This window comes from Paraburkholderia sp. UCT2 (assembly GCF_014397665.1).
GTDB lineage: Bacteria > Pseudomonadota > Gammaproteobacteria > Burkholderiales > Burkholderiaceae > Paraburkholderia > Paraburkholderia tuberum.
In genome coordinates this window covers 34,616-61,610 of record NZ_VZQO01000050.1, presented here as the reverse complement: position 1 = coordinate 61,610, position 26,995 = coordinate 34,616, and the positions used below count along the sequence as shown (strand labels likewise).

At 66.7% G+C, this 26,995-nt stretch carries 29 protein-coding genes; 13 read left to right on the top strand and 16 right to left on the bottom strand.

Annotation, left to right across the window (positions count from 1 at the left end; all coding sequences use genetic code 11):
* Positions 1–455 precede the first annotated feature (455 nt).
* A complete protein-coding gene (locus F6X39_RS30115) occupies positions 456–1,133 on the bottom strand; it encodes a MarC family protein (RefSeq protein WP_187619258.1) in 678 nt (225 codons plus the stop codon).
* 349 nt (positions 1,134–1,482) lie between these two features.
* On the opposite strand from F6X39_RS30115, the gene F6X39_RS30110 reads away from it, so the two are divergent.
* From F6X39_RS30110 to F6X39_RS30100, 3 genes are all read left to right on the top strand, one after another.
* A complete protein-coding gene (locus F6X39_RS30110; protein ID WP_184047032.1) occupies positions 1,483–1,698 on the top strand; it encodes a DUF3311 domain-containing protein in 216 nt (71 codons plus the stop codon).
* Entirely contained in the window at positions 1,695–3,170 is a 1,476-nt protein-coding gene (locus F6X39_RS30105; RefSeq protein WP_187619257.1) for a sodium:solute symporter, read from the top strand. The genes F6X39_RS30110 and F6X39_RS30105 overlap by 4 nt, the downstream gene beginning before the upstream one ends.
* 162 nt (positions 3,171–3,332) lie before the next feature.
* Positions 3,333–3,983 (top strand): glutathione S-transferase family protein, encoded by a 651-nt coding sequence (locus F6X39_RS30100; protein ID WP_187619256.1) that lies wholly within the window; start codon positions 3,333–3,335, stop codon positions 3,981–3,983.
* A 3-nt stretch (positions 3,984–3,986) separates the two neighbouring features.
* On the opposite strand, the gene F6X39_RS30095 is transcribed toward F6X39_RS30100, so the two are convergent.
* Positions 3,987–5,183 (bottom strand): GGDEF domain-containing protein, encoded by a 1,197-nt coding sequence (locus tag F6X39_RS30095; protein WP_222945358.1) that lies wholly within the window; start codon positions 5,181–5,183, stop codon positions 3,987–3,989.
* The gene (locus tag F6X39_RS30090) at positions 5,140–5,898 is read right to left on the bottom strand and encodes a hypothetical protein (protein ID WP_187619255.1); all 759 of its coding nucleotides are present in this window, start codon (positions 5,896–5,898) and stop codon (positions 5,140–5,142) included. The genes F6X39_RS30095 and F6X39_RS30090 overlap by 44 nt, the downstream gene beginning before the upstream one ends.
* A gap of 101 nt (positions 5,899–5,999) precedes the next feature.
* Between F6X39_RS30090 and F6X39_RS30085 the strand changes: the two genes are divergently transcribed.
* The 3 genes from F6X39_RS30085 (at position 6,000) to F6X39_RS30075 (ending at position 8,043) form a co-directional block, all read left to right on the top strand.
* Positions 6,000–6,293 carry a hypothetical protein gene (locus tag F6X39_RS30085; protein WP_187619254.1) on the top strand — a complete coding sequence of 98 codons (294 nt, stop codon included), beginning with the start codon at positions 6,000–6,002 and terminating at the stop codon, positions 6,291–6,293.
* A gap of 179 nt (positions 6,294–6,472) precedes the next feature.
* Positions 6,473–7,540 carry an FUSC family protein gene (locus F6X39_RS30080; RefSeq protein ID WP_187619253.1) on the top strand — a complete coding sequence of 356 codons (1,068 nt, stop codon included), beginning with the start codon at positions 6,473–6,475 and terminating at the stop codon, positions 7,538–7,540.
* A gap of 197 nt (positions 7,541–7,737) precedes the next feature.
* The gene (locus F6X39_RS30075) at positions 7,738–8,043 is read left to right on the top strand and encodes a hypothetical protein (RefSeq protein ID WP_187619252.1); all 306 of its coding nucleotides are present in this window, start codon (positions 7,738–7,740) and stop codon (positions 8,041–8,043) included.
* A 78-nt stretch (positions 8,044–8,121) separates the two neighbouring features.
* Here the strand turns inward: F6X39_RS30075 and F6X39_RS30070 are convergent, their stop codons facing one another.
* The 4 genes from F6X39_RS30070 to F6X39_RS30055 form a co-directional block, all read right to left on the bottom strand.
* Entirely contained in the window at positions 8,122–8,502 is a 381-nt protein-coding gene (locus tag F6X39_RS30070; RefSeq protein ID WP_187619262.1) for a cupredoxin family copper-binding protein, read from the bottom strand.
* A gap of 36 nt (positions 8,503–8,538) precedes the next feature.
* Positions 8,539–9,483 (bottom strand): metallophosphoesterase family protein, encoded by a 945-nt coding sequence (locus F6X39_RS30065; RefSeq protein WP_187619251.1) that lies wholly within the window; start codon positions 9,481–9,483, stop codon positions 8,539–8,541.
* A 172-nt stretch (positions 9,484–9,655) separates the two neighbouring features.
* Positions 9,656–10,615, bottom strand: a complete 960-nt coding sequence (locus F6X39_RS30060) for an aldo/keto reductase (protein ID WP_187619250.1) — start codon at positions 10,613–10,615, stop codon at positions 9,656–9,658.
* Between the two features lie 264 nt (positions 10,616–10,879).
* On the bottom strand, positions 10,880–12,055 hold the full coding sequence (locus F6X39_RS30055; protein WP_187619249.1) for an epoxide hydrolase family protein: 1,176 nt from the start codon (positions 12,053–12,055) through the stop codon (positions 10,880–10,882).
* A gap of 116 nt (positions 12,056–12,171) precedes the next feature.
* Here F6X39_RS30055 and surE point away from each other — a divergent pair, with 116 nt between their 5' ends.
* Positions 12,172–12,951: a 5'/3'-nucleotidase SurE gene (surE, locus tag F6X39_RS30050; protein WP_187619248.1), complete on the top strand. Its 780-nt coding sequence runs from the start codon at positions 12,172–12,174 to the stop codon at positions 12,949–12,951.
* A gap of 31 nt (positions 12,952–12,982) precedes the next feature.
* Here the strand turns inward: surE and F6X39_RS30045 are convergent, their stop codons facing one another.
* On the bottom strand, positions 12,983–13,792 hold the full coding sequence (locus F6X39_RS30045) for a DUF4148 domain-containing protein (RefSeq protein ID WP_187619247.1): 810 nt from the start codon (positions 13,790–13,792) through the stop codon (positions 12,983–12,985).
* 247 nt (positions 13,793–14,039) lie between these two features.
* Entirely contained in the window at positions 14,040–14,939 is a 900-nt protein-coding gene (locus F6X39_RS30040; protein WP_187619246.1) for a DMT family transporter, read from the bottom strand.
* Positions 14,940–14,962: 23 nt separating this feature from the next.
* Here F6X39_RS30040 and F6X39_RS30035 point away from each other — a divergent pair, with 23 nt between their 5' ends.
* On the top strand, positions 14,963–15,124 hold the full coding sequence (locus F6X39_RS30035; RefSeq protein ID WP_187619245.1) for a hypothetical protein: 162 nt from the start codon (positions 14,963–14,965) through the stop codon (positions 15,122–15,124).
* Positions 15,125–15,234: 110 nt separating this feature from the next.
* Here the strand turns inward: F6X39_RS30035 and F6X39_RS30030 are convergent, their stop codons facing one another.
* Positions 15,235–15,870 (bottom strand): carbonic anhydrase, encoded by a 636-nt coding sequence (locus F6X39_RS30030; RefSeq protein WP_184062347.1) that lies wholly within the window; start codon positions 15,868–15,870, stop codon positions 15,235–15,237.
* Between the two features lie 321 nt (positions 15,871–16,191).
* The gene (locus F6X39_RS30025) at positions 16,192–16,467 is read right to left on the bottom strand and encodes a DUF1488 domain-containing protein (protein ID WP_008923225.1); all 276 of its coding nucleotides are present in this window, start codon (positions 16,465–16,467) and stop codon (positions 16,192–16,194) included.
* Here F6X39_RS30025 and F6X39_RS30020 point away from each other — a divergent pair.
* Positions 16,466–18,166, top strand: a complete 1,701-nt coding sequence (locus F6X39_RS30020; RefSeq protein WP_262414858.1) for an MDR family MFS transporter — start codon at positions 16,466–16,468, stop codon at positions 18,164–18,166. The two genes, F6X39_RS30025 and F6X39_RS30020, sit on opposite strands and share 2 nt — an antisense overlap.
* Positions 18,167–18,312: 146 nt before the next feature.
* Here the strand turns inward: F6X39_RS30020 and cobM are convergent, their stop codons facing one another.
* Genes cobM through F6X39_RS29995 form a run of 5 tightly spaced genes read right to left on the bottom strand, consistent with a single transcriptional unit; the run spans position 18,313 to position 22,390 of the window.
* The gene (gene cobM, locus F6X39_RS30015; protein ID WP_187619243.1) at positions 18,313–19,041 is read right to left on the bottom strand and encodes a precorrin-4 C(11)-methyltransferase; all 729 of its coding nucleotides are present in this window, start codon (positions 19,039–19,041) and stop codon (positions 18,313–18,315) included.
* Between the two features lie 20 nt (positions 19,042–19,061).
* Complete coding sequence (locus F6X39_RS30010; RefSeq protein ID WP_187619242.1) at positions 19,062–19,802, bottom strand: cobalt-precorrin-6A reductase; 741 nt, start codon at positions 19,800–19,802, stop codon at positions 19,062–19,064.
* Positions 19,799–20,899, bottom strand: coding sequence for a cobalt-precorrin-5B (C(1))-methyltransferase (locus F6X39_RS30005; RefSeq protein ID WP_187619241.1), 1,101 nt, complete (start codon positions 20,897–20,899; stop codon positions 19,799–19,801). Before F6X39_RS30005 ends, F6X39_RS30010 begins: the two co-directional genes overlap by 4 nt.
* A complete protein-coding gene (gene cbiE, locus F6X39_RS30000) occupies positions 20,899–22,122 on the bottom strand; it encodes a precorrin-6y C5,15-methyltransferase (decarboxylating) subunit CbiE (RefSeq protein WP_187619240.1) in 1,224 nt (407 codons plus the stop codon). The genes F6X39_RS30005 and cbiE overlap by 1 nt, the downstream gene beginning before the upstream one ends.
* Before the next feature lie 13 nt (positions 22,123–22,135).
* Positions 22,136–22,390, bottom strand: coding sequence for a hypothetical protein (locus F6X39_RS29995; protein ID WP_187619239.1), 255 nt, complete (start codon positions 22,388–22,390; stop codon positions 22,136–22,138).
* Between the two features lie 39 nt (positions 22,391–22,429).
* On the opposite strand from F6X39_RS29995, the gene cobG reads away from it, so the two are divergent.
* From cobG to cobJ, 4 genes are read left to right on the top strand one after another with little or no spacing between them, the layout of a single operon-like run.
* Positions 22,430–23,869 (top strand): precorrin-3B synthase, encoded by a 1,440-nt coding sequence (gene cobG / locus F6X39_RS29990; RefSeq protein WP_187619238.1) that lies wholly within the window; start codon positions 22,430–22,432, stop codon positions 23,867–23,869.
* Positions 23,862–24,488, top strand: a complete 627-nt coding sequence (locus F6X39_RS29985; RefSeq protein WP_187611425.1) for a precorrin-8X methylmutase — start codon at positions 23,862–23,864, stop codon at positions 24,486–24,488. Before cobG ends, F6X39_RS29985 begins: the two co-directional genes overlap by 8 nt.
* Positions 24,489–25,232, top strand: a complete 744-nt coding sequence (locus F6X39_RS29980) for a precorrin-2 C(20)-methyltransferase (RefSeq protein ID WP_187619237.1) — start codon at positions 24,489–24,491, stop codon at positions 25,230–25,232.
* Positions 25,229–26,983 (top strand): precorrin-3B C(17)-methyltransferase, encoded by a 1,755-nt coding sequence (cobJ, locus tag F6X39_RS29975; RefSeq protein ID WP_187619261.1) that lies wholly within the window; start codon positions 25,229–25,231, stop codon positions 26,981–26,983. The genes F6X39_RS29980 and cobJ overlap by 4 nt, the downstream gene beginning before the upstream one ends.
* The last annotated feature ends 12 nt before the right edge of the window (positions 26,984–26,995 follow it).

Sequence of the window (26,995 nt, the reverse complement as noted above, 5' to 3'; positions counted from 1 at the left end):
CTGGAATGAAATTCAGAACTGGGGTTGCCGCGAGAAGGGCCGCTCGCTGCGTCATGCTCCTTGCGAATACGTCGAGTATTCGCGGCGTCGCAATCCTTGCGAGCGGCCCTTCTCGCGGCAACGCACGCGCGTTCCATATGTAAACAGACCCTGGGAGAGGACTGATGGACTTACCTGATACGAGCCGGCAAGCGCCCAGTGCAATCGGCACATTCGACCTGAACACGCCAACTCACGCGCAAATTTCGATGCAGCCGTTGCCGCTGCCACTGCCGCTGCATCCGCATGCGCCGATGCCGCCCGAAGTCGACCCCGACATCGCGCCGAACACGCCGCCGCCGAAGATCGACCCCGATCCGATCCCGGACGATCCGGTCGACGTTCCGCACGAACCACCCGAAGGCGATCCACCTGCGGCGCCGCCGCCACAGCATGCATGGCGCCGGCATGCGGCGCTAGCCCGCCGGCGGGCGCATCGTCGCGATCGGAATCAGGAATTCGGACACGCCGGTCAGAATGATCTGCACGCCGATGCATAGCAGCAGGAACGCCGACACCCGCAACGCGACCTTGGTGCCCTCGACGCCGAGATAGCGCGCGAGGATCGTCGCGCGGCTGTAGATCAGATACACGCAGACGGCCACCGCGAACGTGATGGCGACCGACGCGATGCCCGACATCACGAACGCCGACAGCTTGTGCGTGCGATTCGCCGACAGCGCGATCGCGGTCGCGATCGAGCCGGGGCCAGTGGTCAGCGGCACGGTCAGAGGGAAGAACGCGCGCGATTTCGCGGTTTCGGCGTCGACGCGCTTGACTTCCGTCTGCTCGACCGCCGGCGTGTCCGGCGCATTGAGCATTTGCCAGCCGCCCACGGCAAGCGCGAGCCCGCCGCCGATGCGCAGCGCCTCCATCGAGATACCAAAGAAATGCAGGATCGGCGTGCCGATGAAGAATGCCACCAGCAGCACAACGGCGGCGTTGATCGCGATCTTGCGGGCGAGTACGGTGCGCTCGTCGAGGGTCAACGACGCGGTCCGGTCCAGAAACACAAACGCGCCGCTGAATGGATTGATGATGCTGATTAAGCCGATAAAGCCAAACATGATGTCCGAGATCAGACTTTCGACCATGTGCGTGTCCGTGTGCCTGCTTGTCTGCGTGTGCTCGCGCGAGTTCGCGCCTGGGCGCGCCGCCGGTCATGAACCCGGCCGGAATCGCGCGGTCCGGAAAATGCTGCAATGCTCGCAGATCATATCGCGGCGCGCCAGTCGGCCTGCAGAAAAGCCGCGCGACACCTTGCGCGACACGGCGCGTCCCGCTTTGCACTGCAGCAATCCGGGCTGGAAAAATGCAATTGCAGCGGTCGAAACTCCGACATTTATTTTGACCTGCTTTACGGGACCGAAGTATCCGGCATACAGTCCTCAGCGAAGCCGGAATTTCAACGACACATACCTACTGGTTAGAGGAGTTGTCCACATGCTGCTTCGTGTACTTGCCGCGTTGCCGTTCGTCGGCATCCTGGTCGGCATTTCGTTTGTCAATCGCGTCGAGCCGCTCGTGCTCGGCATGCCGTTCGTGCTGGCCTGGATCGTCATGTGGGTGGTGTTGAGCGCGATCATCATGGCGATCATCTACAACCTCGATCCGTCCAACCGACACGTCGCCGCCGATGGCGAGGAGGTTCGCCCATGAGCGCACTCGTCATCATCGCCGCCGTTACGCTATTCGCGCTGTTCCTCGGCGTGCGCGCAAGGCGCGGCCACGACATGAGCCTCGAGCAGTGGAGCGTGGGCGGCCGCAGCTTCGGCACCGCGTTCGTGTTCCTGCTGATGGCCGGCGAAATCTATACGACCTTCACGTTCCTCGGCGGCAGCGGCTTCGCGTACGGCAAGGGGGCGCCGGTCTACTACATCCTCGCGTACGGCACGCTCGCGTACATCCTGTCGTACTGGATGCTGCCGCCGATCTGGCGCTACGCGAAGACGCACCGCCTGGTCTCGCAGCCGCACTTCCTGGCGCGCAAATACGAGAGCCCGGCGCTCGGCACGCTGGTCGCGCTGGTCGGCGTGGCCGCGCTGATCCCGTACCTGGTGCTGCAATTGAAGGGCCTCGGCATCATCGTCTCGACCGCGTCGTACGGTGCGATCTCGTCGACGGCGGCGATCTGGATCGGCGCGATCGTCGTGACCTCTTACGTGATCGTGTCGGGCGTGCGCGGCTCCGCCTGGAACTCGGTGGCCAAGGATCTGCTGATTCTCGCGATCGTGCTGTTCCTCGGCATCTATCTGCCGCTGCATTACTACGGCGGCTTCGGCGCGATGTTCCGCACGATCGACGCCGCCCGTCCCGGCTTCCTGACCTTCCCGGCGCGCGGTTCGAGCGTCGTGTGGTTCCAGTCGACGGTGCTGCTGACCGCGCTCGGCTTCTTCATGTGGCCGCACACGTTCGGTTCGATCTTCACGGCGAAGGACGAGCGAATCTTCCGCCGCAATGCCGCGATTCTGCCGCTCTATCAGTTGATCCTGCTGTTCGTGTTCTTCGTCGGCTTCGCGGCGACGCTGCGCGTGCCGGGCCTGAAGGGCGCCGACATCGACCTGTCGTTGTTCCGCCTGTCGCTGCAGACGTTCGATCCGTGGTTCGTCGGCGTGATCGGCGCGGCCGGTATCCTGACCGCGCTGGTGCCGGGCTCGATGATCCTGACCTCGGCGTCGACGCTGCTCGCCAACGACGTGTATCGCGGCATGGTGAACCGCAACGCGTCGGATGCGTCGGTCGCGGTGATCGCGCGCTTCCTCGTACCGGTCGTGGCGCTGGTCGCGGTCACCTTCACGCTGAACGGCGGCGAAACCATCGTCGCGCTGCTGCTGATGGGCTACAGCTTCGTCACGCAATTGTTCCCGGCCGTGCTCTGCAGCCTGTTCCCGCACAACCGCGCGACCAGGCAAGGCGCGTTCTGCGGCATCGTCGCGGGTGTCGCGGTGGTCGCGCTGACCACGACGATGCACTGGAGCGTCGGTCAACTGATGCCGTTCCTGCCCGATGCGCTGAAGGACGTCAACATCGGCTTCCTTGCGCTCGCGGTCAACGTGATCGTGTTCGTGATCGTCAGCGCGGTGACGCAGCCGAGCGCAGCCGAGCAGGAGAAGCACGCGTCGGCGCATTGAAAGACCGGGCCGCGGGCGTGATTCGAGGCTTGCTGTTTCGAGCGCCCGCATTTGCGTACGCTGGCGCCTGACGCATCTGAAGGGGCTGTTCGTTTCGGCGACAGCCCCTTATTCTTTCTGTTCACGGCTCGACCGCGCTCTCAACGATCCACGGAGCCCCGAATGTCCTACGTTCTCTACTACTCGCCCGGCGCGGCCAGCATGCCCGTGCACTGGATGCTGCTCGAAATGGGCGTGCCGTTCGAAGCGCGCCTCGTCGATATCGACGCGGGCCAGCAGCACGATCCCGAGTATCTGCGTCTGAATCCGGCCGGGCGCGTGCCCACGCTGGTCGTCGATGGCGTGCCGCGGCATGAATCGGCCGCGCTGCTGATGCTGCTCGCGGAGCGCCACGCCGAGGCCGACCTCGCGCCCGCACCCGGCTCGGCCGCACGCGCGGAATGGCTCGAATGGATGATCTACCTCGCGAATACGCTGCTGCCCGCGATGCGCGACTGGTTCTACGCCGGCAGCGACGGCGACCCCGCGGGCGCCGAGGCGGTGCGCGCGCTCGCGCAACGCCGCATCGAACAAGCGTGTGCGCGGCTCGACGGGCATTTCGCCGACGGCCACGCATACCTCGCGGGCGGCAAGCTCAGCACCGCCGATCTGCTCGCGCTCGTGCTGATGCGCTGGACCCGCAACATGCCCCACCCGGCGACGGTGGGCTGGCCGCATCTCGCGAGCTATATCCGCAGGCTGCGCGCACGGCCGGCGTTCATCGAACTCAACGAGCGCGAAAAGCTGACGGAGTGGCGCAACGAAGGCCAGTGACGTTCACAACGTCGCTTCCCTGCCCGTCTGCGCCGCGAACGCGAAGCCGTTCTTGCCGTCGCGCTTGACCTGATACATCGCGGCATCGGCGGCGGCGACCAGACGGCGGTGATCCTCGACGTCGTCGGGATAACTCGCGATGCCCACGCTCGCGCGCACGCCGCCGATTCCCATCTGTGCGTCGGTGTCGACCACGCAGGCCATCAGCCGGCGCGCGATCTCGGCGAGCTCGTCATCGCCCGCAAAGGTGCGCACCAGCACCGCGAACTCGTCGCCGCCGATGCGCGCGACCAGATCGCCTTTGCGCACCGAGGCGCGAAACCGGGCGGATACCGCGGCGAGAAATTCGTCGCCGGTGCGATGCCCGAACGAATCGTTGACCTGCTTGAAGCCATCGAGGTCGATATACAGCACGGCGAGGCGCTGCTCGACGGCCGCGGTCCGCGCGTGCCTGGCGGCAGAGTCGAGCGCGGCCAGCAGCTTGCGGCGGTTCGACAGGCCGGTCAGCGAATCGTGCAGCGACGCGAGCTCGAACTCGTGCGACTGCCCCGCGAGCTGGCGGTTACGCTTCGCGTACATGCCGAGCGCCGTGATCAGCATGCAGAACAGCAGCGCGGCGAGCGCGATCAGCGTGCGCGCGACGTGCGCGACGCGCAGCCGCACGTCGGCGCTCGATGCGTCGCGTTGTGCGCGCCAGTAGGCGGACACGCTGCCGAGCACCGCCGCGACGGCTTCGGGCGTTGGCTGCGCCGTGGACATCGCTGGAATGGGCGGCGCCGGCGACGGACTCGCGTTGACGAGGGCCGCGAGCGCCGCGATACGCCGCGCGAGTTCAGCGCGCGCCGCGTCATAGGCCGGCACGAACGACGCGTCGTGACTCGCCGGAGTGTCGGCCATACGCTGCCACGCGGCCAACTGTTCGCGCGCGCTGTCGACGCGCCCGGCGGCTTCGAGCACGAGGCCCGCGTACTCCTGCTTCAACTGATCGGAAAACACCGTGCGGATCTGCATCGCCACATACAGCAGGCCGAACAGCAGACACAACAGCGCGGCCACGCCGACGCTCGCGGGCCCCGGCCGGAAGCGCCACACCGGCACGCGCGCGTGTGCGGCGCCGCGCAGCCCTGCTCGCCCCGCTGGCCCGACGACCGCGTGCTCAGGGATGGGAGTAGATATCTTGTTGCCGTCGGCCGTTGTCATGTTGACGATAGCTCACGCGTCGAAAGAACTGTCCGATCCGCGCAAACAGACCGCCCTTGTGCTGCGGCGACGCGCGCCGCTCCTGCTGTGCGAGCCGTGCTTCTTTCGCGTCGTGACCGGCCGCGGGCTTCGCGGTGGAATTGGCGACGTGCCGCGTGTAGCCCGGCGGTGGCGTGGGAACAATGGGGGCTGTGGGTGGGTTGGCCAACATATCCGCCGACATATCCGCCGAGGTATCGACCGGCGTATCGGCCAGCGTGGCGGTGAGATTCGGGTCAGGCGTACTCGCGTGGATCTGCCCGGACCACACGGCCGGGTTGGTGTCTTCGAAGCCGCCGTTCGCGCCGGCCGCTTCGAGCGCGACGTCTGGCGCGGCGGGCTGCCTGGCTGACGGCATGGCGAAGGGCGCGGCGGCCTCCTCCGGCGCGTGCGCGACGGCCACCGTCGGCACCCGGGCCGATGCCGATGAGCCGAGCGCCCGGCGCGCGCCCGCAATGGCATCCGCGTACGTCTGCTGATCCTGGTTGAACCAGACGCCGTAGGCGACGGTGCCCATCACACCGAAGGTCAGCGCGCCGGCCGCCGCGAGGCACAGGGCAAGGCGGCCGAAGCGCGGGGGCGGCACGCCCGATTCGTCAGGGCCGTCGGGTTCGAAGGAGGACCGGCCGTCCGTTGTGGAATGACGCAAGTCGATATCGTCGGGATCGGTAGCCATCGCAATACGCTCCGGGTATGCCACTTCTTGCAGACAAACTGGCGCGCTGACGAGCCGGCGCGTACACCGAACTCGCAGGCTGCCGCTGCACGCAATGCTCAATGAATGTAATCCTGTCGCGAACGGCCGACAACATAGCAGCGTTGCGTTTCCGCCTCGCTTCGGTGGTGCTCCAAACGACGCCGCCAGATGCCGTGTGGGTTGGCAAAAAAGCGTGCAAAGCCGGTAAAAACTCCAACCCGGCACAGAGCCCGACAGCCAGCAGTGCGCCTGCCGTGGGCCGCTACGCCCGATGCGACGCGGATTCTGCGAAACGCGCCAACGCGGTCGCCGTTTCGCATGCAACAACCGGGCCTGGCGGCGAACGCGCGCGCGACGCCGAAACCGCCGCTTGAAACCCGCGTTGGACTGCGCGCGCCGCGCGCCTCGAGCAGCATTCCGCGAACCTGCTGCCGTGCGAATTCCCGAAGCCGTCCGCTCCGGATGGTAAGGTCACGTGCGCGCATGTCGCGAACGCCGCGCCGTGCCAGGCCCAACAATGCCCGGCCCAACGTCATCGGTCAGCATAAAAATCATGTCGAACAGGTATCTGCACCAGCCACTTACGCCGTTGCGCCGCGCGCTCGCGCGCTTTTCTCTGTCGGAAACCGCCAAGTACGCGAAGCTGACGCTCGGCCTGTGGATCGGTTTCGGCATCCCATACCTGCTCGGCTTTCCCGACGCGGCCGTGCCGCTCGCCGGTTCGACGATGCTGACGCTGGCGCTCGGTAGCTCGATTTCGGCGGCTCGTAGCTACTTCTACAAGCGGGTGTTTTCGAACGTGGTGGCGATGCCGATCGGCACGCTGCTGATCTGGCTGACCGCGCCGCACCTGTGGATGGGCGCGGCGCTGCTGCCGGTCGTGATCTTCGGCATCGTCGCGCTGCGGCCGTCGCTGTTCCAGATGACCAGCATCACGGTGCCGATCACGCTCGTGCTCTATACCGGCGAACATCTTCCGCTGCTCGAACAGCGCCTGATTGGCGTGGTACTCGGCATGTTGCTCGGCTTCGTCATCCAGCAGATCGCGTTTCCGCCCGATCACGGCTACTGGGCGAACACGCTCGTCAACGACGGCAACGAACAGGCCACCGATGTCGTCGCGCAACTGGCCGCGGGACAGCTCGACAAAGCGCAGATCAAGCCGGCGGCCTCCAGGCTGCGCACGCTGAGCACGAACCTGAAGCAGGCGCACCTGCTGCTGAAGACCGACCTCGAGCAGGCGTGGGTGTCGCCACATCTGAAGCGCAACGCGGCACGGCTGCCAGTGTTCGCGAGCTATCAGGAGACCTTCGATTCGCTGGTCAATTTTCTTGAAACGATGGACACGTTTCACGATCAGTTCGCCGCGCTCGACGCCGCGTGGCGCGAAATGTTTCTCGCGCGGCTCGCGCGGCTCGTCAACGCGCACCGGCAACTGGCCGAGGCGGCGGACCTGCGCGTCGAGCGTCCGCCGCTCGACGCGCCGCCGCTGCATATGGAGGACCTGCGTCAGCTGACCGAGGACCTGCCCGCGTCGGACGTGTTTACGAGCGTGTACCTCGGGCATCTGACCGGCTATGGGATTCTGCTGTGCCGGTTGAGCGAGCTGCATACCGCGTGAGCGGCGTTCCGTACAGTCAGAACTACCAGGACCGCAACACGATGCACGATGGACAACTGAGGCAAATTGTTTTGCCGAGTACGAATTTGATTTGGAGCAATGCAACTTCGTACGAGCGATGACCCAAGACCCCCGTGCTTATGCCATGTGCAAACAGACGGCATTTCAAAATTACCAGAGCTGCAGAGGTTTCTGAGATGATAAAGCGCCAGCGTGCCACCGTGATTTTCTATAACGAGGATGCCTGTGAAATCCAGGTATGTACCGTGTCGCACGAGGAAGTCGAGGGGGCAATAGATCGGCAGATAGCGCGCGGAATGGCAATGACTGTGCCTCTGGGTTCGGACGATTGCCGCGCGCCGATCACGGACGAAACCTTGCGTCAAATCGGAGGCATGGCTGTTCTCAACCAGGCGTCTGTCCATCCCGAATTGCGCGATCGTCTGCAGATTTCGCTGCACCACCCCGTCGACTGGGGACAGGCCAAGCCGCCTACTGAATAACAGTGCTCGCGATCCAGGGTTGAGTTCGGAGCAAAATCCGAACTGCCCTTGCTGAGCAAGGGCTTGGCGGCAATTGGATCATTGCACGGTAATGGTCGCCTTCATGTTCGGATGGATGCCGCAAAAGATCTTGTACACGCCCGGTTTATCGAATTTGAACTGATAGGTGTCGTCCTGATCGAGCGCGGCCGAGCGGAACAGGCCCGCGTCGTTGACCACGCTGTGCGGCTCGCCGTCGAGATTCTTCCATGTGACCGTCGTGCCCGCCTTGATGGTCAGTTCCATCGGCGAGAACATGAAGTTCTTGATGACGATCGCGTTAGGCGTCGACGCGACGGTCTGTTTCTGCACCGGCATCGGCATCGTCGTTTGCGCAAAACCGGGCCCCGCCGACACCGCCAGAATCGCGACACTGCCGAGCAGAATCGCGAGCGCGCGGCCCATCATCCTGGTTAGCATCATTGATCTCCTCGAGCGTAAAAGTAGCGCGCGTCGTCAGGCGAGCGTCGTGTCGTCGAGCGTCGCCTTCAGCGGATGACGCGCGATGCTGACGCTCGTCACGCCGAGCATCTTCGGCAGCTGGTCGCTCGCGACCTTCAGCGGCCCAGGGCCATCGCCCTGGCCGGCGCTCGGCTGCGGATAGGCGGTCGAGCGCGCGGTATGGAACGTCACGTTGCCCTCGACCTTCGTCACGATCTGATGAATGTGGCCGTTCAACACCGTCACGGAACCGAAGCGCTTCAGATAGCTCATCGCCTGTCCCGCGTCGCCGGTGCCCCAGCCCCACGGCTCGTAGATGGTCCACATCGGCATGTGCGCGAACACCACGACCGGGGTGCTCGACGAGCGGCCTTTCAGATCGTTTTCGAGCCATTCGAGCTGCTCGTCGCCGAGACCGCCGAGGCCGTTCGGCTTGAAATGCATCACGTTGACGAGCCCGACGAAATGCACGCCCTGGTGATCGAAGCTGTAATAGCCGCGGTTATCCGAAGCCTTGCCGAAGCGGCTGAAGTACTCCGTGCCGGGGCCGTCGGTGACGTCATGCTCGCCGGGGACCGTGTGCAGCTCGGTGATCTTCAGTCCCGACATCAGCTGCGCGGCCAGATCGAATTCCGCGGGCTTCGACAGATGCGTGATGTCGCCGGTGTGAATCGCGAGCGGCGGACGCGCCGGCATCGCGTTGACGTAATCGATCGTCTGTTTCAGCGTGCCCGCGACGTCGGGATTCGCCTCCTTGTTGAAGCCGATATGCGTATCGCTGATCTGCAGGAAAAGCGGCGTGCCAGCCGTTGGCGTCGCGGTGTTCGCGTTGGCCGCGAGCGCGAGTTCGACCGGCGTCAGCACGCCGCCCGACAGCATGAACACGGTGCCGAGGCCACCGAACGCAAGACACTTCAGCGCGCCGCGACGCGCCGGATCGAATGAATGATGTGACGACATGATGACCTCACGATAAGGATTCGCCGAACCGAACCCGGTTCGTGAGGCATGACTGGCGTGTGGCGGGATTTATTCCCGTGTCGTGCGGCGTTTGTGGGAGGCGGCACCTGTATGCGAATAGCAAGCGGCAAGTAATCGCCGTGATGGATTGCGCACTGGATTGCGCATCAAGTCAGCCGCCGACCGCCGCGATGATCCGCGCGCGCATCGCGTCGTCGGGTAGCGGTCCCGATCCCGCGCGCACGTTGTCCGCCATGTATTGCGGCCGCCCGGTGCCCGGAATCACGACCGTCACCGCCGGCTGCGCGAGCACGAATTTCAACAGAATCTGCGCCCAGCTCGCGCAGCCGATTTCGCCGGCCCATGCGGGCAACGGCATTTTCATCACGCGCGCCAGCAAACCGCCGCCGCCGAACGGCTGATTGATCACGACGCCGATGCCGAGATCGGCCGCGAGCGGCAGGATGCGCTGCTCGGCCGCGCGATCGTCGGCGGCGTAGTTGATCTGCACGAAGTCGGGCTTCTCGCTGCGCATCACCGCCGCGACTTCGTCGAACGCGCTCGATGTGTAATGCGTGATGCCGAGATAGCGAATCCGGCCGCGCGCTTTCCAGTCGCGCAAGGTCGCGAGCTGCGTGCGCCAGTCGAGCAGATTGTGGATCTGCATCAGATCGACATGCGGCTGCTGAAAACGCCGCAGCGATTCCTCCATCTGCGCGATGCCGGCCTCGCGTCCCTCGGTCCAGACCTTGGTGGCGACGAACGCCTTGCGATGCGCGTCGAGCTGCGTGAGCAGCGCGCCCGCGACCGCTTCCGACGAACCGTACATCGGCGAGGAATCGATCACCGAGCCGCCCGCTTCGAACAGGATGCGCAGCACCTCGGCGAGTTGGGCGCGGGCGGCGGCATCGTCGCCGACGTCGAAGGTGCGCCACGTGCCGCAGCCGATCACCGGCAGCGCTTCGCCGGTGGACGGGATCGCGCGGCGGCTCATGCGGGGTAAGGCGGTGCCGGATTGCGCGTGCGCCTCGGTTTGCGCGGACGTGACGCGCGACAGCGCAAGCGCTGCCGGCAGCCCGAGCGCCGTTCGCAGAAAACGGCGGCGGTAATCGTGGTTCGACGAATGTGCCATAGCGTGTATGGTGCCCTCGTGCATGAAAGTTCGACCGTCATCGCAACTGCTATAACACACCGCGCCGCGCGAGTTCGATCGACAAGCTCGCCGCGTCGACGCACCGGAAGCCCTAAAAACCGGCCGCGAGCGCGCCGTCCACGCTAGCCTGGCTGTCGTCGATGAATAGCGTTGTCCGTTGCGGCCGCGCCGAGGCGTTCGACGCGCGCCGAATGCATAAAAAAGGTGGCATGAGCCGCCTTCGCTGTTAGTGATCGACGCTGCCTAGCGCGCTTTCTGCCGCAACGGCCTGAAGAACTTTCGAATCTCGGCCGCGAGCAACGTGGGCTTTTCCATCGCCGCGAAGTGCCCGCCGGCTGGCATTTCGCTCCACTGCGCGACGTTGAAGGTTCGTTCGAGCCAGCTTCGCGGCGGATGATTGATCTCCTTCGGAAACAGCGCGAAGCCGACTGGTGTGTCAATGCGCTCGCCGTCGGAGAAACGCATCGGCTGCAGGCGGTTTTCCCAATACATCTGCATCGCCGGGCCGATGCACTGCGTGAACCAGTACAGGGAGATATTGGTCAGCAGATCGTCTTTCGAGAACACGCTTTCCACCTCGCCGCCGCAATCGCTCCACGCCCGAAACTTCTCGCCGATCCATGCGGCGAGTCCCACCGGCGAATCGTTCAGCGACGCGGCGACCGTCAGCGGTTTGGTGCCGTGCTGATGCGCGTAACCGCCTTCGAGTGCGGCCCAGTCGTTCTTCTCGCGCAGATAGTCCTGCTCGGCCGGCGTCAGCTCCCGCTGCACCGCGCCGATCGCCGGCTCATAGGAACTCGGCAGGAAGTTCAGATGGATGCCGTCGACCACCCGCGGATGATGCGCGGCCAACGCGATCGACACGCCCGCGCCAAGATCGCCGCCCTGCGCGCCGAAGCGCTCGTAGCCGAGCCCGCGCATCAGTAACACCCACAGGTCCGCGACCTGGAACGCGGACATGCCGGTCTGCGCGGGCGCAGGCGAAAACGCGAAGCCCGGCAGCGACGGCGCGACGACGTCGAAGGCGTCGGCGGGATCGGCGCCGAACGCGACCGGATCGCACAACTGATCGAGCAGCGCGTGAAACTCGAAGAAGGAACCGGGCCAGCCGTGCGTGATCACCAGCGGATAAGCCTGAAAGCCGGGCGCGACACTGGCGGCGCGCCGACGCGCGAAGTGCACGGTCTGGCCGTTCACGTCGGCGAGAAATTGCGGCAGCTGGTTCAACCTGCGTTCGGCCGCGCGCCAGTCGAATTGCCCGGCCCAATAGGTCGCGAGTTCGCGCAGCCAGGCCGGGTCGGCGCCCTGCTGCCAGGCGGGCGCGGGCGTCGTGGGCGCCCAGCGGGTGGCGTGGATGCGGCGGCGCAGATCGTCGATGTCCTGATCGGCGATCGCAATCTCAAACGGGTCGATCTGCATGGGGGTCGTCCTGGGTCGTTGGCGGCTCATCGTCATCGTACGCGCGTCCGACGAAAGCCCGATAATGGGCGTCCCTTCCCTACGATTCATTCACCGAGCCACAGGAGATTGACGCGATGTCCGCTTACGAATCCAAGCTGCCGCGAGTGCTGCTGACGAACGACGACGGTATCGACGCGCCCGGCCTCGCCGTGCTCGAAGCCGTGGCCGCCGAGCTCGCGCACGAAGTCTGGGTGGTCGCGCCCGAGCACGACCAGAGCGGTACCTCGCATTCCATCAGCCTGCATTCGCCGCTGCGCGTGAGCCGCCAGGGCGAACGCCGTTTCGGCGTGACCGGCACGCCCGGCGATTGCGTCGTGATGGGCGTGCGTCATCTGATGCGCGAGGCGCCGCCGTCGCTGGTGCTGTCCGGCGTCAATCGCGGCGGCAACCTCGGCATCGAAACGATGTTCTCGGGCACGGTCGGCGCGGCGATGACGGGTCTGCTGCTCGGGCTGCCGTCGTTCGCGCTGAGCCAGGCGTTCAGCGATCGCGAGCGCGTGCGCTGGGACACCGCGCGCACGCTCGCACCCGGCGTGATCCGTCAATTGCTCGCGATCGACCATGCGGCACCAACCTGCCTGAACATCAACTTCCCCGACGTCGATGCCGCCGACGCAGGTCCGCTGACGCCGACGCGCCAGGGCGTCGGGCTCGTCAGGGACATCGAGGTGCTGCCGGAAGTCGATCCGCGCGGCATCGCGTATCACTGGCTGCGCTTCGATCGTGGCCCGCGCGAGAACCATGCCGACAGCGAAACGGCAACCGTCGCGGCGGGGCGCGTATCGGTCACGCTGCTTGCGTTCGATCGCACCGACGAAGCCACCTTCGCGCGGCTCGCCGCGTCGTTGATCTAACGGTTGCCGGGGACGCGGCGCGAGGCCCGCTTCAGTGCGCCCCAGGTCCCGATGGCTCGGGTCTGCCGAACGCGGGCATCGTACCGTTCTCACGCGCGCGCACGAGTTCGGCCTCTACTTCGGCGCGGGTTTTGGGGCCGTTGCTGGCGACCGCTTGAGTTGCGGACGGGCTGGTCAGCCCCGCGCGCGGCATCGACCATGGCGACTCGACGCCTTGCGTTGCATATTGCGGCAACGGCCGCGCCTCTGGCACGACGCTGGCCGCTTTCTTCCCAGACCGCTCAGCAGTAGAACTTTTCCGGTGGCTGCCGCCCCGCGCATGACTACCCGATGTCGTCGCAACACTTTGCGCTGAGCGAGGTTTCGTCGTGGTACCCGACGCAACGCGGCTATGGTGTGCGTGCCCGGTCTTTGCCGTGGGTGGCGCCTGGGTCCGGTTCGAAGTCACCGCAGGCTGCGGCGGCAAACTCGTCTGCTGCGGCTGCGGCTGCGGGTGCGGGAACTGCTGTTGCTGTTGCTGTTGCTGCGCCTTGTTCGACTCCCGCGCGAACTGTAGCGCCGCGATGGCCAGAGCGTCGCCCGCCTGCGCTCCAATCGACGCGGCCGGCTGAGCCCGCAAGGCGGCCACGTCGTCGCGCAGCGCATGGCGGCGCGTTGCCGGCGCGACCGTCACCGCGCCGGGCCGGCCTTCGCTCTGCCCCGCCGCCCCCGTCGCGCTGACACCCCGTTCGCCGTCGGCGACGAGACTCACGTCCCGACCGGACGACCAGTCGTTGTCCAGCTGCGACACATAGGCCCCAATCGTCACCGCGCCGAAGACGAGGCCCATCAACACGATCATTCTCGGTTCGCTATACAAGGCACGCTCCCCATTCCAACCGATCGACCGACCCATTAGTCAAAGTGTGGGCGATCCGAATGACAGTGTTTTCCTTTTTAGACCCAACAACTGACGAATCGGCGGATCTGGTCGGGGATGTGTCCGAAACCGACGGGTATTCTTCCGTTCAAACGCGCGCTTTAATCGCAGTCCCAAGCGGTTCTTCCGGCGCCGCCTTCGACCCTGTTTTCAGCGACGCAAGCGCAGCTCAGACGAGCGGCCCTTCCTCGGGCTTGCGGCGCATCGCGACGGCGATCGAACTGCCGACGATCAACGCGATACCGAGCATCGATATTCCGCCGATCGTCTCGCCCCACACCAGGTAGCCGAACAGCGCGGCCCACACGATGCTCGTGTAGTTGTACGGCGCGAGCGCGCCGGCATCGGCATCGCGGAACGCCATCGTCATCAGCAACTGGCCCGCCGTCGCAAGCGCACCGAGCAGCGCCATGATCGCGAGCGCATCGAACGACGGTGTGCGCCACGCGAAGACCAGCGACGCGCCCATGACGGCCGTGCCGACCAGCGTGAAGTACAGCACGGTCGTGCCCGAATCGTCGCTGGCTTTGATGCGCTTGATCTGGATGATCGACAGCGCGCCGCACAACGCACTCGCGATCAGCAGCGCAGGCCCGAGCCAGCTCGCATGCGAGCCGTCAGGGCGCACCACGAGCAGCATGCCGGCGAAACCGACCGCCGCGGCCAGCGCGTCGCGCGGCTTGAGCGTTTCGTGCAACAGCAGCGGCGCCAGCACGACGACGAGCAAGGTCTCCGAATAGACGATCGCGACCGCCTCGCTAAGCGGCATATACGGCAGCCCCGCAAAGAACAGACCCGATGCGCCGAGCAGCGTCAGCGCGCGCAGGGTCTGCCCGCGCACGTCCAGTTGCCGCAAGCGCGTGGCGAGCGGCTTGCCGCGCAGGCACATCGCGACGGCCGGGAACAGACCGAACAGCATGCGGAAGAACGTGACCTCGTTGGCCGGATAGGCGAGCGCAAGCGATTTCGCGAGGGCGTCGACGAGCGCGAAGCAGAACATCGACACGAGGATCAGCGCGACACTGCGCAACGGTACGGCGCTCGGGCGGACGGCGGCGACGGGCGGCATGGACGGTTCGGTGAGCGTGGGTGATGGAAAACAGGATTATGCCCGCGCTCAAGCTGCCGGTGCTGCAGGTCGCGTACTACAACGATCCGACCTTCAGCATGCATCTGCTGTGGTCGAACCCGGCTGCGAAAAGCCCTGGTGTGTTGAAGATCGTGCCGTCGGATTCGCTGGTGACGTCGAGCTGATAGGAATGGTCGTGGCGGGCGGCGCGGTGGGGTTGAAACCGCGCCGCCGCGCCGGCTTTTAGCAAGCCGAGTGTTAATCCTTCAAACTAAAAACCCGTTTTAATGCCGCTTTAACCCGCACAAATTTCCCGATTATCCGCAAGCGGCAAGAAGTTACCGGTCTTGCCATCGAGCGCAAGCATTTCACCGCTTTCGATATTGAAGATCCAGCCGTGCAGCCGCAGCGTCTTGTTCACGAGTCCGACCGCCACCGACGGATGCGTGCGGATGTTGCTGAGCTGCGCGATCACGTTGTCCTTGACCAGCGCCTCGAGACGCTCCGCATCCGAGCCGTAGTGGCGCGACGCGTTGATCGCCTTCGCCGCATCCGCGTGACGCAGCCAGCTCGCGACCGCCGGCATGTGCTCCAGATTCGTGCAGCACGAGATCGCCGTCATCGCGCCGCAGTTCGAATGGCCGCAGATCACGATGTCGGTCACGCCGAGCACGGCAATCGCATATTCGACGGTCGCCGACACGCCGCCCGGCTCCGGACCGTACGACGGCACGATGTTGCCCGCATTGCGGATCACGAACAGCGACCCCGGTTCGGTCTGCGTCAGCAGTTCCGGCACCACGCGGCTGTCCGAACACGTCACGAAGAGCGTGCTGGGATTCTGCGCGGTCGACAAACGCTTGAAGAGCGCGCTTTGCTGTGGAAAGACCTCGCGTTGAAAGCGGATCAGACCTTCGATGATTTCCTGCACGATATTCTCCAGAGAATCGAAGAGACGGATTTAAAGTTGCCGCGACTATACCGCAGCCTTTCAATCGTCGCGCGAATCACCGTGCTAATCGTCGCACGCTCGTGCGGCGAATTGCCAGCGAAATAATGGGCGTGCTCGCACGCGCCATAAAAAAAGACCCGGCTGCCGGCAGCCGGGTCCAACTCTCTCGCTCACACGCGTTAAGCGGTGTGTGCGTCGATACTGTAGCCCGCGCCGACATCGCGGATATAGTCGCCGCGATGGAAGAGTCCTTTCCACCGCGGCACGAATCGCTTGACCCAATACAAGCAAGCGGGTCGCTCAATCGAAGTCGCGCGTCTCGAGCTCCACGGACCGTCCCCCGTTGCGTTCGAGCACCCGCCGCGTAGCATTTTCAATGCGGGCGCGGTTCGCCTCGAACGCTCCCACCAGATCGTGAGCAGACGGGGCGCCGTTGCCGAGGCTGCCATTGCCGAAATGGTCATTGAGCGCGTCGAGCGAAACGCTGCACCATACGTCCTTCCCGTCCACATTGGCCTCGTAGGCGACGCGCGCAGCAGCCACCACTTCCCGGCGTCCGGTGAATTCGATCCTCATGATTGTCCTCCGTGTGTCAAAGGGAAATCCGAATACGCAACGGTCGTGCCCAATCCGGCCGGCTCGCCGGCTGCCCGGGCGCGAGCGCGCATTCTCCGCAAGGTGCATACTCCTGACCGGCCGCCACGCGCGGCCGCGCCGATGCGTCGCAGCAAGGCCTCCTCCGGGCCGTCGACGCATTCAACATATCGATACTACGCCCTTCATGTCCCGCAATACTCAATCTTCACGCCCGCTCGTGATCGCCGCCGTGATGGCCTCGATGGCGATGGTCGCGATCGAAGCGACCATCGTGTCGACCGCGATGCCGCAGATCGTCTCGCAACTCGGCGACCTGCATTTATACAGTTGGGTGTTCTCGTCGTTCCTGCTGACGCAGACCGCGATGACCGTGGTGTTCGGCAAGCTCGCTGACCTCTATGGGCGCAAGCCCGTGATCCTCGCGGGCATCGCGATCTTCCTCGTCGGCTCGGTGCTCGCCGGCTTCGCGTGGTCGATGCCGGCGATGATCGTGTTCCGCCTGATCCAGGGGATCGGCGCGGGCGCGATCCAGCCGGTCACGCTGACCGTCGTCGCCGATCTGTACCCGGCGCGCGAACGCGGCAAGGTACAGGGTTATCTCGCGAGCGTGTGGGCGATTTCGGCGGTCGTGGGTCCGATGGTCGGCGGCTTCATCATTCACAACCTGTCGTGGGCGTGGATCTTCTGGATGAACGTGCCGATCGGGCTCGCGTCGGCGGCGGGCTTCATCGCGTTCCTGCGCGAATCGGAACGGCACGCGCGGCCGTCCATCGACTTCGCCGGCGCCGCGCTGTTCATGGCCGCGATCGCAGCGCTGATGATGGCGCTGACCTACGCCGGCGACGACGCGTTGGCGCCAGCCTCGTTCGCAGGCGGCGTCTTCGTGCTGTGCATGCTGCTGTTCGTGCTGCAGGAGCGTCGCGCGGCCGAACCGATGATCTCGTTCGCGCTATGGAGCCGCCGCCCGATCGCCGCATGCAACAGCGCGACGGTGCTGGCCGGCATGATCCTGATGGGCGCGACCACGTTCCTGCCTATGTACGTGCAGGGCGTGCTGCATCGTTCGCCCGTGGTGGCCGGCCTCGCGCTGACGATGATGATGGTCGGCTGGCCCGCCGGCGCGACGTTCGCGGCGAAGTCGTTTCACCGGCTCGGTCTGCGGCGCATCCTGATCTGCGGCAGCGCGTTCGTGCCGCTCGGCGCGGTGCTGCTGCTGTTGCTGTCGCCGGGCGCGTCGCCGCTCGTCGCCGGGTTCGCGTCGCTGATCATGGGCTTTGGCATGGGGACGTCGAGCGTCAGTTCGCTCGTGCTGATCCAGGAGATCGTCAGGATGGACGAACGCGGCAGCGCGACCGCGTCGAACCTGTTTTCGCGCAATCTCGGCAGCACGCTCGGCGCGACGCTATTCGGCGCGGTGCTGAACTTCGGGCTCAGTCATTCGCAGGGCGTCGCGACGGTCACGTCGGATCAGCTGAAGGCGCTGCTGCAGAACCGCGCCGCCGATCTCGGCGACAGCGATCTGGTCCGGCTCGTGCTGCACCAGTCGCTGCATCTGACCTTCGTGTCGATGTTCGTGATCGCGCTATTCGTGGTCGTGCTGCTCGCGCTGGTGCCAACGATCCGATTCGGCGACGACCAGCCGGCACCACTCAAGGCCTTGTCGCCGCTCGAGGACTGAGTCGCGCGGCATCGCGAACCACGTGCGTTCGCGAGCACCAGAGGTGAAGCCCCGTCGCGCGTGCGCGGCTCCAGCGCGTTGTTACCCGGATTTATGATCGACAATCCACGCGGCTTCCTGACGCCAGAAAGGCTTTCACGGCCCCGTCAACTGCCCTTCGCATACAGCGTCGAATCGGCGAACCCTTCGGCGGCCAGCACCTGGCCGACCAGAATCAGCGCGGTGCGCTCGATCGCGCCGCCCTGCACCTTCGCGACGATATCGTCGAGCGTGCCGGTGATCTTTTCCTCGTCGGGCCAGCTCGCGCGATAGATCACCGCGACCGGACACGCGCCGCCGTAATGCGGCCGCAACTCATCGACGATGCGCGCGAGATGCCGCACGCCGAGGTGAATCGCCAGCGTCGCGCGATGCCGCGCGAGATCGCCCAGTTGCTCGCCTTCGGGCATCGACGTTTTGCTCGCGTAGCGCGTGAGGATCAGCGTCTGCGACACGCCGGGCAGCGTCAACTCGCAGCCGAGCGCCGCCGCGCATGCGGCCGTCGCGGTCACGCCGGGCACGATTTCGTAAGGAATGGCCAGCTCGCGCAAACGGCGGATCTGCTCGCCGATCGCACCGTACAGCGACGGATCGCCCGAATGCACGCGCGCGACATGCTGGCCCTTCGCGTGCGCCGCCGCGAGCAGCGCGACGATCTGGTCGAGATCGAGCTCCGCGGTGTTGATCACCTGTTGCGCGCTATGACCTTCGAGCACCGCGGCCGGCACCAGCGACCCCGCATACAGGATCACCGGACAACTGCGCACGAGACGCTGCCCTTTGACCGTGATCAGTTCCGGGTCGCCCGGACCCGCGCCGATAAAAAACACTGTCATTCAGTACTCCAATTATTTGCTCACTTACCCGAATCCGCATTCGCCTGCTCGGGCAACGCATCGAGAAAATCGGCAACGCTGGCGAACTCGCGATCGACCTCGGGCAACACCGGCCGTCGCAGCATGATCACCGGCAAGCCGCGTTCGCGCGCGACCTCGAGCTTCGCCTCGGTCGCGCCGCCGCCGCTGTTCTTGCTGACGACAACGTCGAACGCCTGCAGCGCGAACAGCGCGCGTTCGCCGTCGAGCGTGAATGGTCCGCGCGCCGCGAGGACGCGCGAGCGCGCCGTGTCCGGATGCGAATCGAGCACGCGCACGGTCCAGAATTGATGCGGCGCAATCTCGTCGAGATGCGCGAGCGGTTCGCGCCCGAGCGTGAAAAGCGGCCGCCTGAACGGCGCGAGCGTGTCGATCAGTTCGTTCCAGTCATCGACCATGCGCCAGTCGTCGCCGGCTTGCGGCTGCCACGCTGGACGCCGCAGCGCCCAGCACGGCACCTTCGCCACGCGGCACGCGTCTACGGCATTCGCGCTGATCCGCGCCGCGTATGGATGCGTCGCGTCGATCACGAGGCCGATCGCTTCGCTCGCGAGGTAACGCGCCAGACCCGCGCTGCCGCCGAAACCGCCGACGCGCACCGCGCACTTCAAGTCGTCGGGGACCTTGCCGAGTCCCGCGAGACTGTACACATGCGCGGGGCCGAGTTGGCGCGCAATCTTCAGCGCGTCGCCGGTGCCGCCGAGCAGCAGGATGCGCGTCATCGCGCGACTCCGACGATGTTGCCCTGCCGGTCGATCGCGAAGATTTCGACGTTGACCTGCGGCGGCACGATATCGCGAGCAACGGCCAACGCGTGCTGACAGACGATATCGCCGAGCGGCACCTGCCTCGCGTGAGCGAGCGCGAGCGCCTGCTGGCTCGTGTTGGCCGCGCGCATCGCCGCTTGCAGCGCGGCGTCGGCGCCATGCGCGGCAGCCCAGCCGGCGAGTTGTTCGAGATCGATACTGGAGTTGCGGCTATGCAGATCGAGATGGCCGGCCGCGAGCTTGCTGAGCTTGCCGAAGCCGCCGCAAATGCTCAGTCGCTCGACCGGCGCGCGCTTCACATGCTTGAGCACCGCGCCGACAAAATCGCCCATTTCGATCAGCGCGATGTCGGGCAGGCCGTAGTGCGCGCGCATCGCGTCCTCGCTCGCGTTGCCGGTGCAGGCGGCCACATGCGTATAGCCGTTCGCGCGCGCGACGTCGATGCCCTGATGGATCGACGCGATATACGCCGAGCACGAAAACGGCCGCACGATGCCGGTGGTGCCGAGGATCGACAGTCCACCGACAATCCCGAGTCGCGGGTTCATCGTTTTCAGCGCGAGCGCTTCGCCGCCTTCGACGCCGACCGTCACTTCGAAGCCGCCGCCATACGCATGGCGCGCGGCGAGTTCGACGAGGTGCTGCGTGATCATCTGGCGCGGGACCGGATTGATCGCCGGTTCGCCGACCGGCAGCGTGAGCCCCGCGCGCGTGACCGTGCCGACGCCCGGCCCCGCGCGAAAGATCACACCGGGCCCGGGCACGAGGCGCACGCGCGCGAACACGAGCGCGCCGTGGGTCACGTCGGGATCGTCGCCGGCGTCCTTGATCGTGCCGGCTTCGGCGATCCGCTCGCCGTCCGTCGCGGCAAGCCGGCAGAACGTGAGCCGCATCGGCACATGCTGGCCCTTCGGCAACACGATCTCCGCGACCTCGCTAACCTCGCCCGCCAGCAGTAGACGAGCGGCCGCGAGCGACGTCGCGGTCGCGCAACTGCCGGTCGTATAGCCGCTGCGCAGCGGCGCCGGCTGCTCGGGAGTCTCGTCGCGCATCACGAATCGGCCGATGGTTTGGCGGGTTTGGTCACGTCGAGCAGTGTGATCGGCAACGCCTGGCGCCACGTATCGAAGCCGCCGAGCGGTTGCGCGTGAGCGAGCCCGATGCGCGTCAGCGTACCGCCATGCCGCTCGCGCCATGCGGCGAGCACCGCCTCGCCTTGCAGCGTCACCGCGTTCGCGACGAGCCGGCCGCCCTCGCGCAGTTGTGTCCAACAGGTGTCGAGGACGTCAGGCTCCGTCACCCCACCGCCGATGAACACCGCGTGCGGCGCCGGCAGTCCCCGCAACGCGTCGGGCGCGCGGCCGGCCACGAGTTGCAGCCCGGGCACGCCCAAAGCATCGCGATTCTGTTCGATGAAGCCCTGCCGCGCTTCGTTCGCTTCGATCGCGATCGCGCGACACGTGGGATGCGCGCGCATCCATTCGATTCCGATCGAACCGCTGCCCGCGCCGACGTCCCACAGCAACTCGCCGGGCGCGGGCGCGAGGCGCGCGAGCGTGATGACGCGCACGTCGCGCTTGGTCAACTGGCCGTCGTGGATAAAGGCGTCGTCGGGCAAACCGCAGGTCAGCGGCAGACGCGGCGCATGCGCCGACGCGCGGCACTCGAGCGCGATCAGATTGAGCGCGGCCATCTCGCCGGCCGGCCATTGATCCGCGCGGCCATCGACACGCCGTTCGCGTGCGCCGCCCAGATGTTCGAGCACGGTCATGGCAGTCGTGCCGAAACCGCGCGCATCGAGCGAGGCCGCCAGTGCCGCGGGCGTGCGCCCGTCCGCGCTCAGCACGAACAGGCGCGCGCCGTCACGCAGATGCGCATTCAGCGCGGCAAGCGGTCGGCCGACCAGCGAGACGGTCGCGACATCCTGCAACGGCCAGCCGAGCCGTGCGGCCGCGAGCGACAACGACGACGGCGCCGGCAGCACGCTCAGCTCGCCGGCCGGCAACTGCCGCGCGAGCGTCGCGCCGACGCCGAACAGCATCGGGTCGCCGCTCGCGAGCACGCACACCGCGTGCGGACGCTCGGCGAGCAACGGCGCGAGATCGAACGGACGCGGCCACGCGGCGCGGCGCGCGGCGAGCCGCGCGGGCAGCATCGCCAGATGGCGCTCGCCGCCGTACACGACCGACGCGCCCAGCAACGCACGCCGCGCGGGCCGCCCCAAACCGGCGAAGCCGTCGTCGCCAATGCCCACTACGGTCAGCCATGCCGGCATGCATCCATCCTCATCAGTTGCGTCGATTCTTTAGCGATTGCACCGGCTCACGCATGCGGCTTTGCGCAGGCTCGGAGCGCGGGTTGCGAAAGTCCGCATGATACCGCCGCCATGCGGCCCGCGGCTTCGCGACGGAGCGCCATGCCGCCGGGATCACCGGCATCGCGCGATGGCCGGCAAACAGGCGCTGCGGCCACAGCGTAAAGATATAATGGCCGCTTTCATTGCCCACGGTCGGCCCGAAGCGCTTTTCGGCCGCACCGTTCACGCCGGCCCTCGTCGGGCAGCATGCAGCGAGGCCGCAGCCATGCCGTCGCGCGACGCTAAACCCGGTGCCCCTTTGAATCGAGCTTCGCCTCCCACCGTTTCGTCCCACGCGGTCACGACACCGCGGTCCTCGGCATGTCCGGGGTTGCTGCGCATCGTCCCCGCGCGCGACGGCGGCATCTGCCGCATCAAACTGCCGGGCGGCGTGCTGAGCGCGGCGCAGGCACGCGCGATCGCCGATGCCAGCACGCGGCACGCGAACGGCGTCGCCGAGCTGACCAATCGCGCGAATCTGCAACTGCGCGGCGTGCGTAACGGACACGAAGCGGCGTTGAGCGCGGCGCTGATCGGCGCGGGGCTTGGACCGGCCGGCGCGCTCAGTTCCGCCGACGACGTCCGCAACGTGATGATCAGCCCCGCCGCCGGCCGCGATCCGCACGCGCTGATCGACACGACGCCGCTGTGCGCAGAACTGCTGACGCTGCTGCAAGGCGATGCGCGCTTGGTAGCGTTGTCGCCGAAATTCGCGCTGCTGCTCGACGGCGGCGAACAGCTTGCGCGGGTCGATCATCCGCATGACGTGTGGCTCGCGGCGTCGGCTGACGAAGAAGGCGTGCGCTTCGTGTTCGGCCTCGCGGGGTGCCCGGCTCCGGCAGGCGAGAACTCGAACCCGCGCGACCATCGCGATTCCAACGGCACGGGCGCGCTCGCGGCGGTGCCGGCGTCGCGCGTGCCCGCGCTCCTGCGCGCGTTGCTGCACACGTTCCTCGACCTCGCCGCAGCCGACGCGACCCGCATGCGCGACCTGCTCGCTACGCATTGCGCCGAAGCGCTGCTGCGGCACGCGCAGCGCTACGTCGATTTCCCGCTCGCGCGCGACGCATCGCTGAGCCATTGGCAACGACACATCGCCGCCGACCCATCGCTGCGGCTCGGCGCGCACGCCCAGCGCGGCGAAGGCACGTCGCATGTCGGCGGCCAACCACCGCTCGGCCGGATCGATGCGGCCACGCTGCGCGCCCTGGCTGCGCTCGCGCAAAAACACGGCAACGGCAGGTTGCACGCGACGCCATGGCAAAGCGTGCTGCTGCCCGACATCGCGACGACGGCGGTGCCCGCCGTGCTCGCGAAGCTGATCGAACACGGTCTCGCGTGCGATCCCGCGCAGGCCATCACGCACGTGATCGCCTGCGCCGGTTCGGCCGGCTGCGCGAAGGGCCTCGCCGACACCAAGACCGACGCGCTGCAACTCGCCGAGCGCTTACCCGCCGGCGTCGACGTGCATCTGACGGGCTGTCCGCGCTCCTGCGCGGCCGCCCATCGCGCGCCCTACACGCTGCTCGCCGCCGCGCCCGGCCTCTACGACCTTTATCGACGCGACGGCCGCCCCGGCTTTGGCCAATGCGTTGCACCCCAACTGACGATCGACGAGGCCGCCGCGCTGCTCGCGCGCCTCGCCCGGAGTACTCCACATGCTTGATTACATTCGCGACGGTCAGGAGATCTATCGCCAATCGTTCGCGACGATCCGCGCGGAGGCCGACCTCGCGCGCATCCCCGCCGACCTCGAAAAGCTCGCGGTGCGCGTGATCCACGCGTGCGGCATGGTCGACGTGATCGACGACCTCGCGTTCTGCGACGGCGCCGGCAGCGCGGGCCGCCGCGCGCTCGCGCAAGGCGCGCCGATCCTGTGCGATGCGGGCATGGTCGCGCAAGGCATCACGCGCGCGCGGCTGGCCGCGAACAACGAAGTGATCTGCACGCTCACGCACCCGGACGTGCCCGCGCTCGCGCGCGAAATCGGCAACACGCGCTCGGCCGCCGCGCTCGAATTGTGGCGCCCGCATCTGGCGGGCAGCGTCGTCGTGATCGGCAATGCGCCGACCGCGCTGTTTCATCTGCTCGACATGCTCGATGCCGGCGCGCAGAAGCCGGCGCTGATTCTCGGCTTTCCGGTCGGCTTCGTCGGCGCGGCGGAATCGAAAGCGGCACTCGCGCAAAACAGCCGCGGCGTCCCCTATGTGGTCGTGCACGGACGGCGCGGCGGCAGCGCGATGGCCGCTGCCGCGGTCAACGCGCTTGCGACGGAGGTCGAATAAATGGCGAGCCAGCTAACGAGTCGCGGACGGCTGTACGGCATCGGCGTCGGTCCCGGTGACCCGGAATTGCTGACGTTGAAGGCGCTGCGGCTGCTCAAAGCGGCGCCGGTGGTCGCGTATTTCGTCGCGAAGGGCAAGAAGGGCAACGCGTTCGGCATCATCGAGGCATATCTGCACGACGCGCAGCAGCATCTGCCGCTCGTCTATCCGGTCACCACCGAAGCACTCGAACCGCCGCTGTCGTACGAAGCGATCATCGCGGACTTCTATGACACCGCCGCCGAAATCGTCGCGGGCCATCTCGACGCGGGCCGCGACGTCGCGGTGGTCTGCGAAGGCGATCCGTTCTTCTATGGCTCGTACATGTATCTGCACGACCGGCTCGCGGCGCGCTACGACAGTGAGGTAGTGCCCGGCGTGTGCTCGATGCTCGGCGGCGCGGCGGTGCTCGGCGCGCCGCTCGTGTATCGCAATCAGAGCTTGTCGGTGCTGTCGGGCGTGCTGCCCGAAGATGAATTGCGCCGCCGTCTGGCCGACGCCGACGCGGCGGTCATCATGAAACTCGGCCGCAATTTCGACAAGGTACGGCGCGTGCTCGACGAACTCGGACTCGCGCAGCGCGCGCTGTACGTCGAACGCGCGACGATGCGAAATCAGCGCATCGTGCCGCTCGCGGAAGTCGATCCGATGGCGTCGCCGTATTTCTCACTGCTGGTCGTGCCGGGGCAAAAATGGCAAGGATGAACGCGCCCGCCATCGTGATTCTCGGTACGGGCGCGCTTGCGACCGCGCGGCGGATTCAGGCGTCGTATGTCGAGCGTGGCGCGCATGCCGCGGCCGGCGTTGCCACGGACTGCCAGGTCCATGCGCTGCAGGGGCGCGTCGACGCCGACGTCTCGTACAGCGAACTCGGCGCGCATCTGCGCGAGCTGTATGCGCGCGGCACGCCGATCGTCGCGCTGTGCGCGGCCGGCATCGTGATTCGCTGCCTCGCGCCGCTGCTGTCGAACAAAGGCGCCGAGCCGCCGGTGCTCGCGGTCGCCGAGGACGGCAGCGCGGTCGTGCCGCTGCTCGGCGGCCTCGCGGGCGTCAACGTGATGGCGCGCGACATCGCCGCGGCGTTGGCCGTACAGCCCGCGATCACGACGAGCGGCGAGCTGCGCTTCGGCACCTGCGTGCTCAATCCGCCCGATGGCTATGCGCTCGCCGACCTGGGTCAGGGCAAGCGCTTCGTGTCGGATCTGCTCGCGGGCGAAAGCACGCGCATCGAAGGCGACGCGCCGTGGCTCGACGACGCGCAACTGCCGCGCTCGGCGTCGGCGCGTCTCGCGATTCGCGTGACGCCGCGCGCGTGGGATGGGCGTGAAGACGAGCTCGTGATTCATCCGCGCAGTGTGGTGGCGGCTGTCGCCAGCGACGATGCCGATGCCGCCGACGCGATCGTCGCACGCGTGCGCGCGGCACTGAACGCGCAGGGTCTCGCGATGCTTTCGCTTGCGGCCTTGCTCGCGCCATCGACGAGCATGGCCGACCCGGCGCTTGCGCAAGCGGCAAGGCTTCTCGAGGTGCCGCTGCGCTTCGCCGATGCCAGCGCCGAACCGGGCGAATCAAGTGCCGCAAGGTTGCTGCATACCGCGCTACGCGTCCCCCACGAAACGCTGCACGACGACGCACACCCCGGGGTCGCGCTCGCCCTCTCCCCGCTCGCCATCGACCCCGCGACGCTCGGCCGTGCCCGCGGCCGTCTGACCGTGATCGGCCTCGGTCCCGGCCGGGCCGAGCTGATGGTCCCGGCCGCGCGCACCGCGTTGAACGAAGCGACCGACATCCTTGGCTACGACACCTACGTGAAAATGGCCGGCCCGCTGCGCGCCGGTCAGCGCGTGCACGGCACCGACAATCGCGAGGAAATGCAGCGCGCGCGGCACGCGTTCGGGCTCGCGAGCGAAGGCCGCTCGGTCGTGATGGTGTCCTCGGGCGACCCCGGCGTGTTCGCGATGGCGGCCGCCGTGCTCGAAGCGCTCGAAGCTTCCCGGAACGACGCGTGGGCGGCCGTCGAACTATCGATCGTGCCGGGCGTGTCGGCCGCGCTCGCGACCGCCGCGCAGGCCGGCGCGCCGCTCGGCCACGACTTCTGCATGCTGTCGCTGTCCGACAACCTGAAGCCGTGGACGATCATCGAAACCCGCCTGCGCCATGCGGCGCAAGCCGATCTCGTGATGGCGTTCTACAACCCGATTTCGCGCGCGCGTCCCTGGCAACTCGACAAGGCACTCGACATCGTGCGGGAGTATCGCGTGCCATCGACCCAGGTGGTGCTGGGTCGCGATATCGGCCGGCCCGGCGGCACGCTGCGCACGCTGACGCTCGGCGAGCTTCGCTCGGCCGATGTGGATATGCGCACGATGGTGATCGTCGGGTCGTCGCTGACGAGAAGATTCGCTTGCGGTCATCACGGCGCGCAGTGGGTGTACACGCCGCGGTGGTACGAGTAAGCGGACCGGACC

Bases quoted from the DNA above. Each gene is read 5' to 3' on its own strand.
- F6X39_RS30115 (WP_187619258.1), bottom strand. From the start codon at position 1,133: ATGGTCGAAAGTCTGATCTCGGACATCATGTTTGGCTTTATCGGCTTA.
- F6X39_RS30110 (WP_184047032.1), top strand. From the start codon at position 1,483: ATGCTGCTTCGTGTACTTGCCGCGTTGCCGTTCGTCGGCATCCTGGTC.
- F6X39_RS30105 (WP_187619257.1), top strand. From the start codon at position 1,695: ATGAGCGCACTCGTCATCATCGCCGCCGTTACGCTATTCGCGCTGTTC.
- F6X39_RS30100 (WP_187619256.1), top strand. From the start codon at position 3,333: ATGTCCTACGTTCTCTACTACTCGCCCGGCGCGGCCAGCATGCCCGTG.
- F6X39_RS30095 (WP_222945358.1), bottom strand. From the start codon at position 5,183: ATGACAACGGCCGACGGCAACAAGATATCTACTCCCATCCCTGAGCAC.
- F6X39_RS30090 (WP_187619255.1), bottom strand. From the start codon at position 5,898: ATGGCTACCGATCCCGACGATATCGACTTGCGTCATTCCACAACGGAC.
- F6X39_RS30085 (WP_187619254.1), top strand. From the start codon at position 6,000: ATGAATGTAATCCTGTCGCGAACGGCCGACAACATAGCAGCGTTGCGT.
- F6X39_RS30080 (WP_187619253.1), top strand. From the start codon at position 6,473: ATGTCGAACAGGTATCTGCACCAGCCACTTACGCCGTTGCGCCGCGCG.
- F6X39_RS30075 (WP_187619252.1), top strand. From the start codon at position 7,738: ATGATAAAGCGCCAGCGTGCCACCGTGATTTTCTATAACGAGGATGCC.
- F6X39_RS30070 (WP_187619262.1), bottom strand. From the start codon at position 8,502: ATGCTAACCAGGATGATGGGCCGCGCGCTCGCGATTCTGCTCGGCAGT.
- F6X39_RS30065 (WP_187619251.1), bottom strand. From the start codon at position 9,483: ATGTCGTCACATCATTCATTCGATCCGGCGCGTCGCGGCGCGCTGAAG.
- F6X39_RS30060 (WP_187619250.1), bottom strand. From the start codon at position 10,615: ATGGCACATTCGTCGAACCACGATTACCGCCGCCGTTTTCTGCGAACG.
- F6X39_RS30055 (WP_187619249.1), bottom strand. From the start codon at position 12,055: ATGCAGATCGACCCGTTTGAGATTGCGATCGCCGATCAGGACATCGAC.
- surE (WP_187619248.1), top strand. From the start codon at position 12,172: ATGTCCGCTTACGAATCCAAGCTGCCGCGAGTGCTGCTGACGAACGAC.
- F6X39_RS30045 (WP_187619247.1), bottom strand. From the start codon at position 13,792: ATGATCGTGTTGATGGGCCTCGTCTTCGGCGCGGTGACGATTGGGGCC.
- F6X39_RS30040 (WP_187619246.1), bottom strand. From the start codon at position 14,939: ATGCCGCCCGTCGCCGCCGTCCGCCCGAGCGCCGTACCGTTGCGCAGT.
- F6X39_RS30035 (WP_187619245.1), top strand. From the start codon at position 14,963: ATGGAAAACAGGATTATGCCCGCGCTCAAGCTGCCGGTGCTGCAGGTC.
- F6X39_RS30020 (WP_262414858.1), top strand. From the start codon at position 16,466: ATGATTGTCCTCCGTGTGTCAAAGGGAAATCCGAATACGCAACGGTCG.
- F6X39_RS30025 (WP_008923225.1), bottom strand. From the start codon at position 16,467: ATGAGGATCGAATTCACCGGACGCCGGGAAGTGGTGGCTGCTGCGCGC.
- cobM (WP_187619243.1), bottom strand. From the start codon at position 19,041: ATGACAGTGTTTTTTATCGGCGCGGGTCCGGGCGACCCGGAACTGATC.
- F6X39_RS30010 (WP_187619242.1), bottom strand. From the start codon at position 19,802: ATGACGCGCATCCTGCTGCTCGGCGGCACCGGCGACGCGCTGAAGATT.
- F6X39_RS30005 (WP_187619241.1), bottom strand. From the start codon at position 20,899: ATGCGCGACGAGACTCCCGAGCAGCCGGCGCCGCTGCGCAGCGGCTAT.
- cbiE (WP_187619240.1), bottom strand. From the start codon at position 22,122: ATGCCGGCATGGCTGACCGTAGTGGGCATTGGCGACGACGGCTTCGCC.
- cobG (WP_187619238.1), top strand. From the start codon at position 22,430: ATGCCGTCGCGCGACGCTAAACCCGGTGCCCCTTTGAATCGAGCTTCG.
- F6X39_RS29985 (WP_187611425.1), top strand. From the start codon at position 23,862: ATGCTTGATTACATTCGCGACGGTCAGGAGATCTATCGCCAATCGTTC.
- F6X39_RS29980 (WP_187619237.1), top strand. From the start codon at position 24,489: ATGGCGAGCCAGCTAACGAGTCGCGGACGGCTGTACGGCATCGGCGTC.
- cobJ (WP_187619261.1), top strand. From the start codon at position 25,229: ATGAACGCGCCCGCCATCGTGATTCTCGGTACGGGCGCGCTTGCGACC.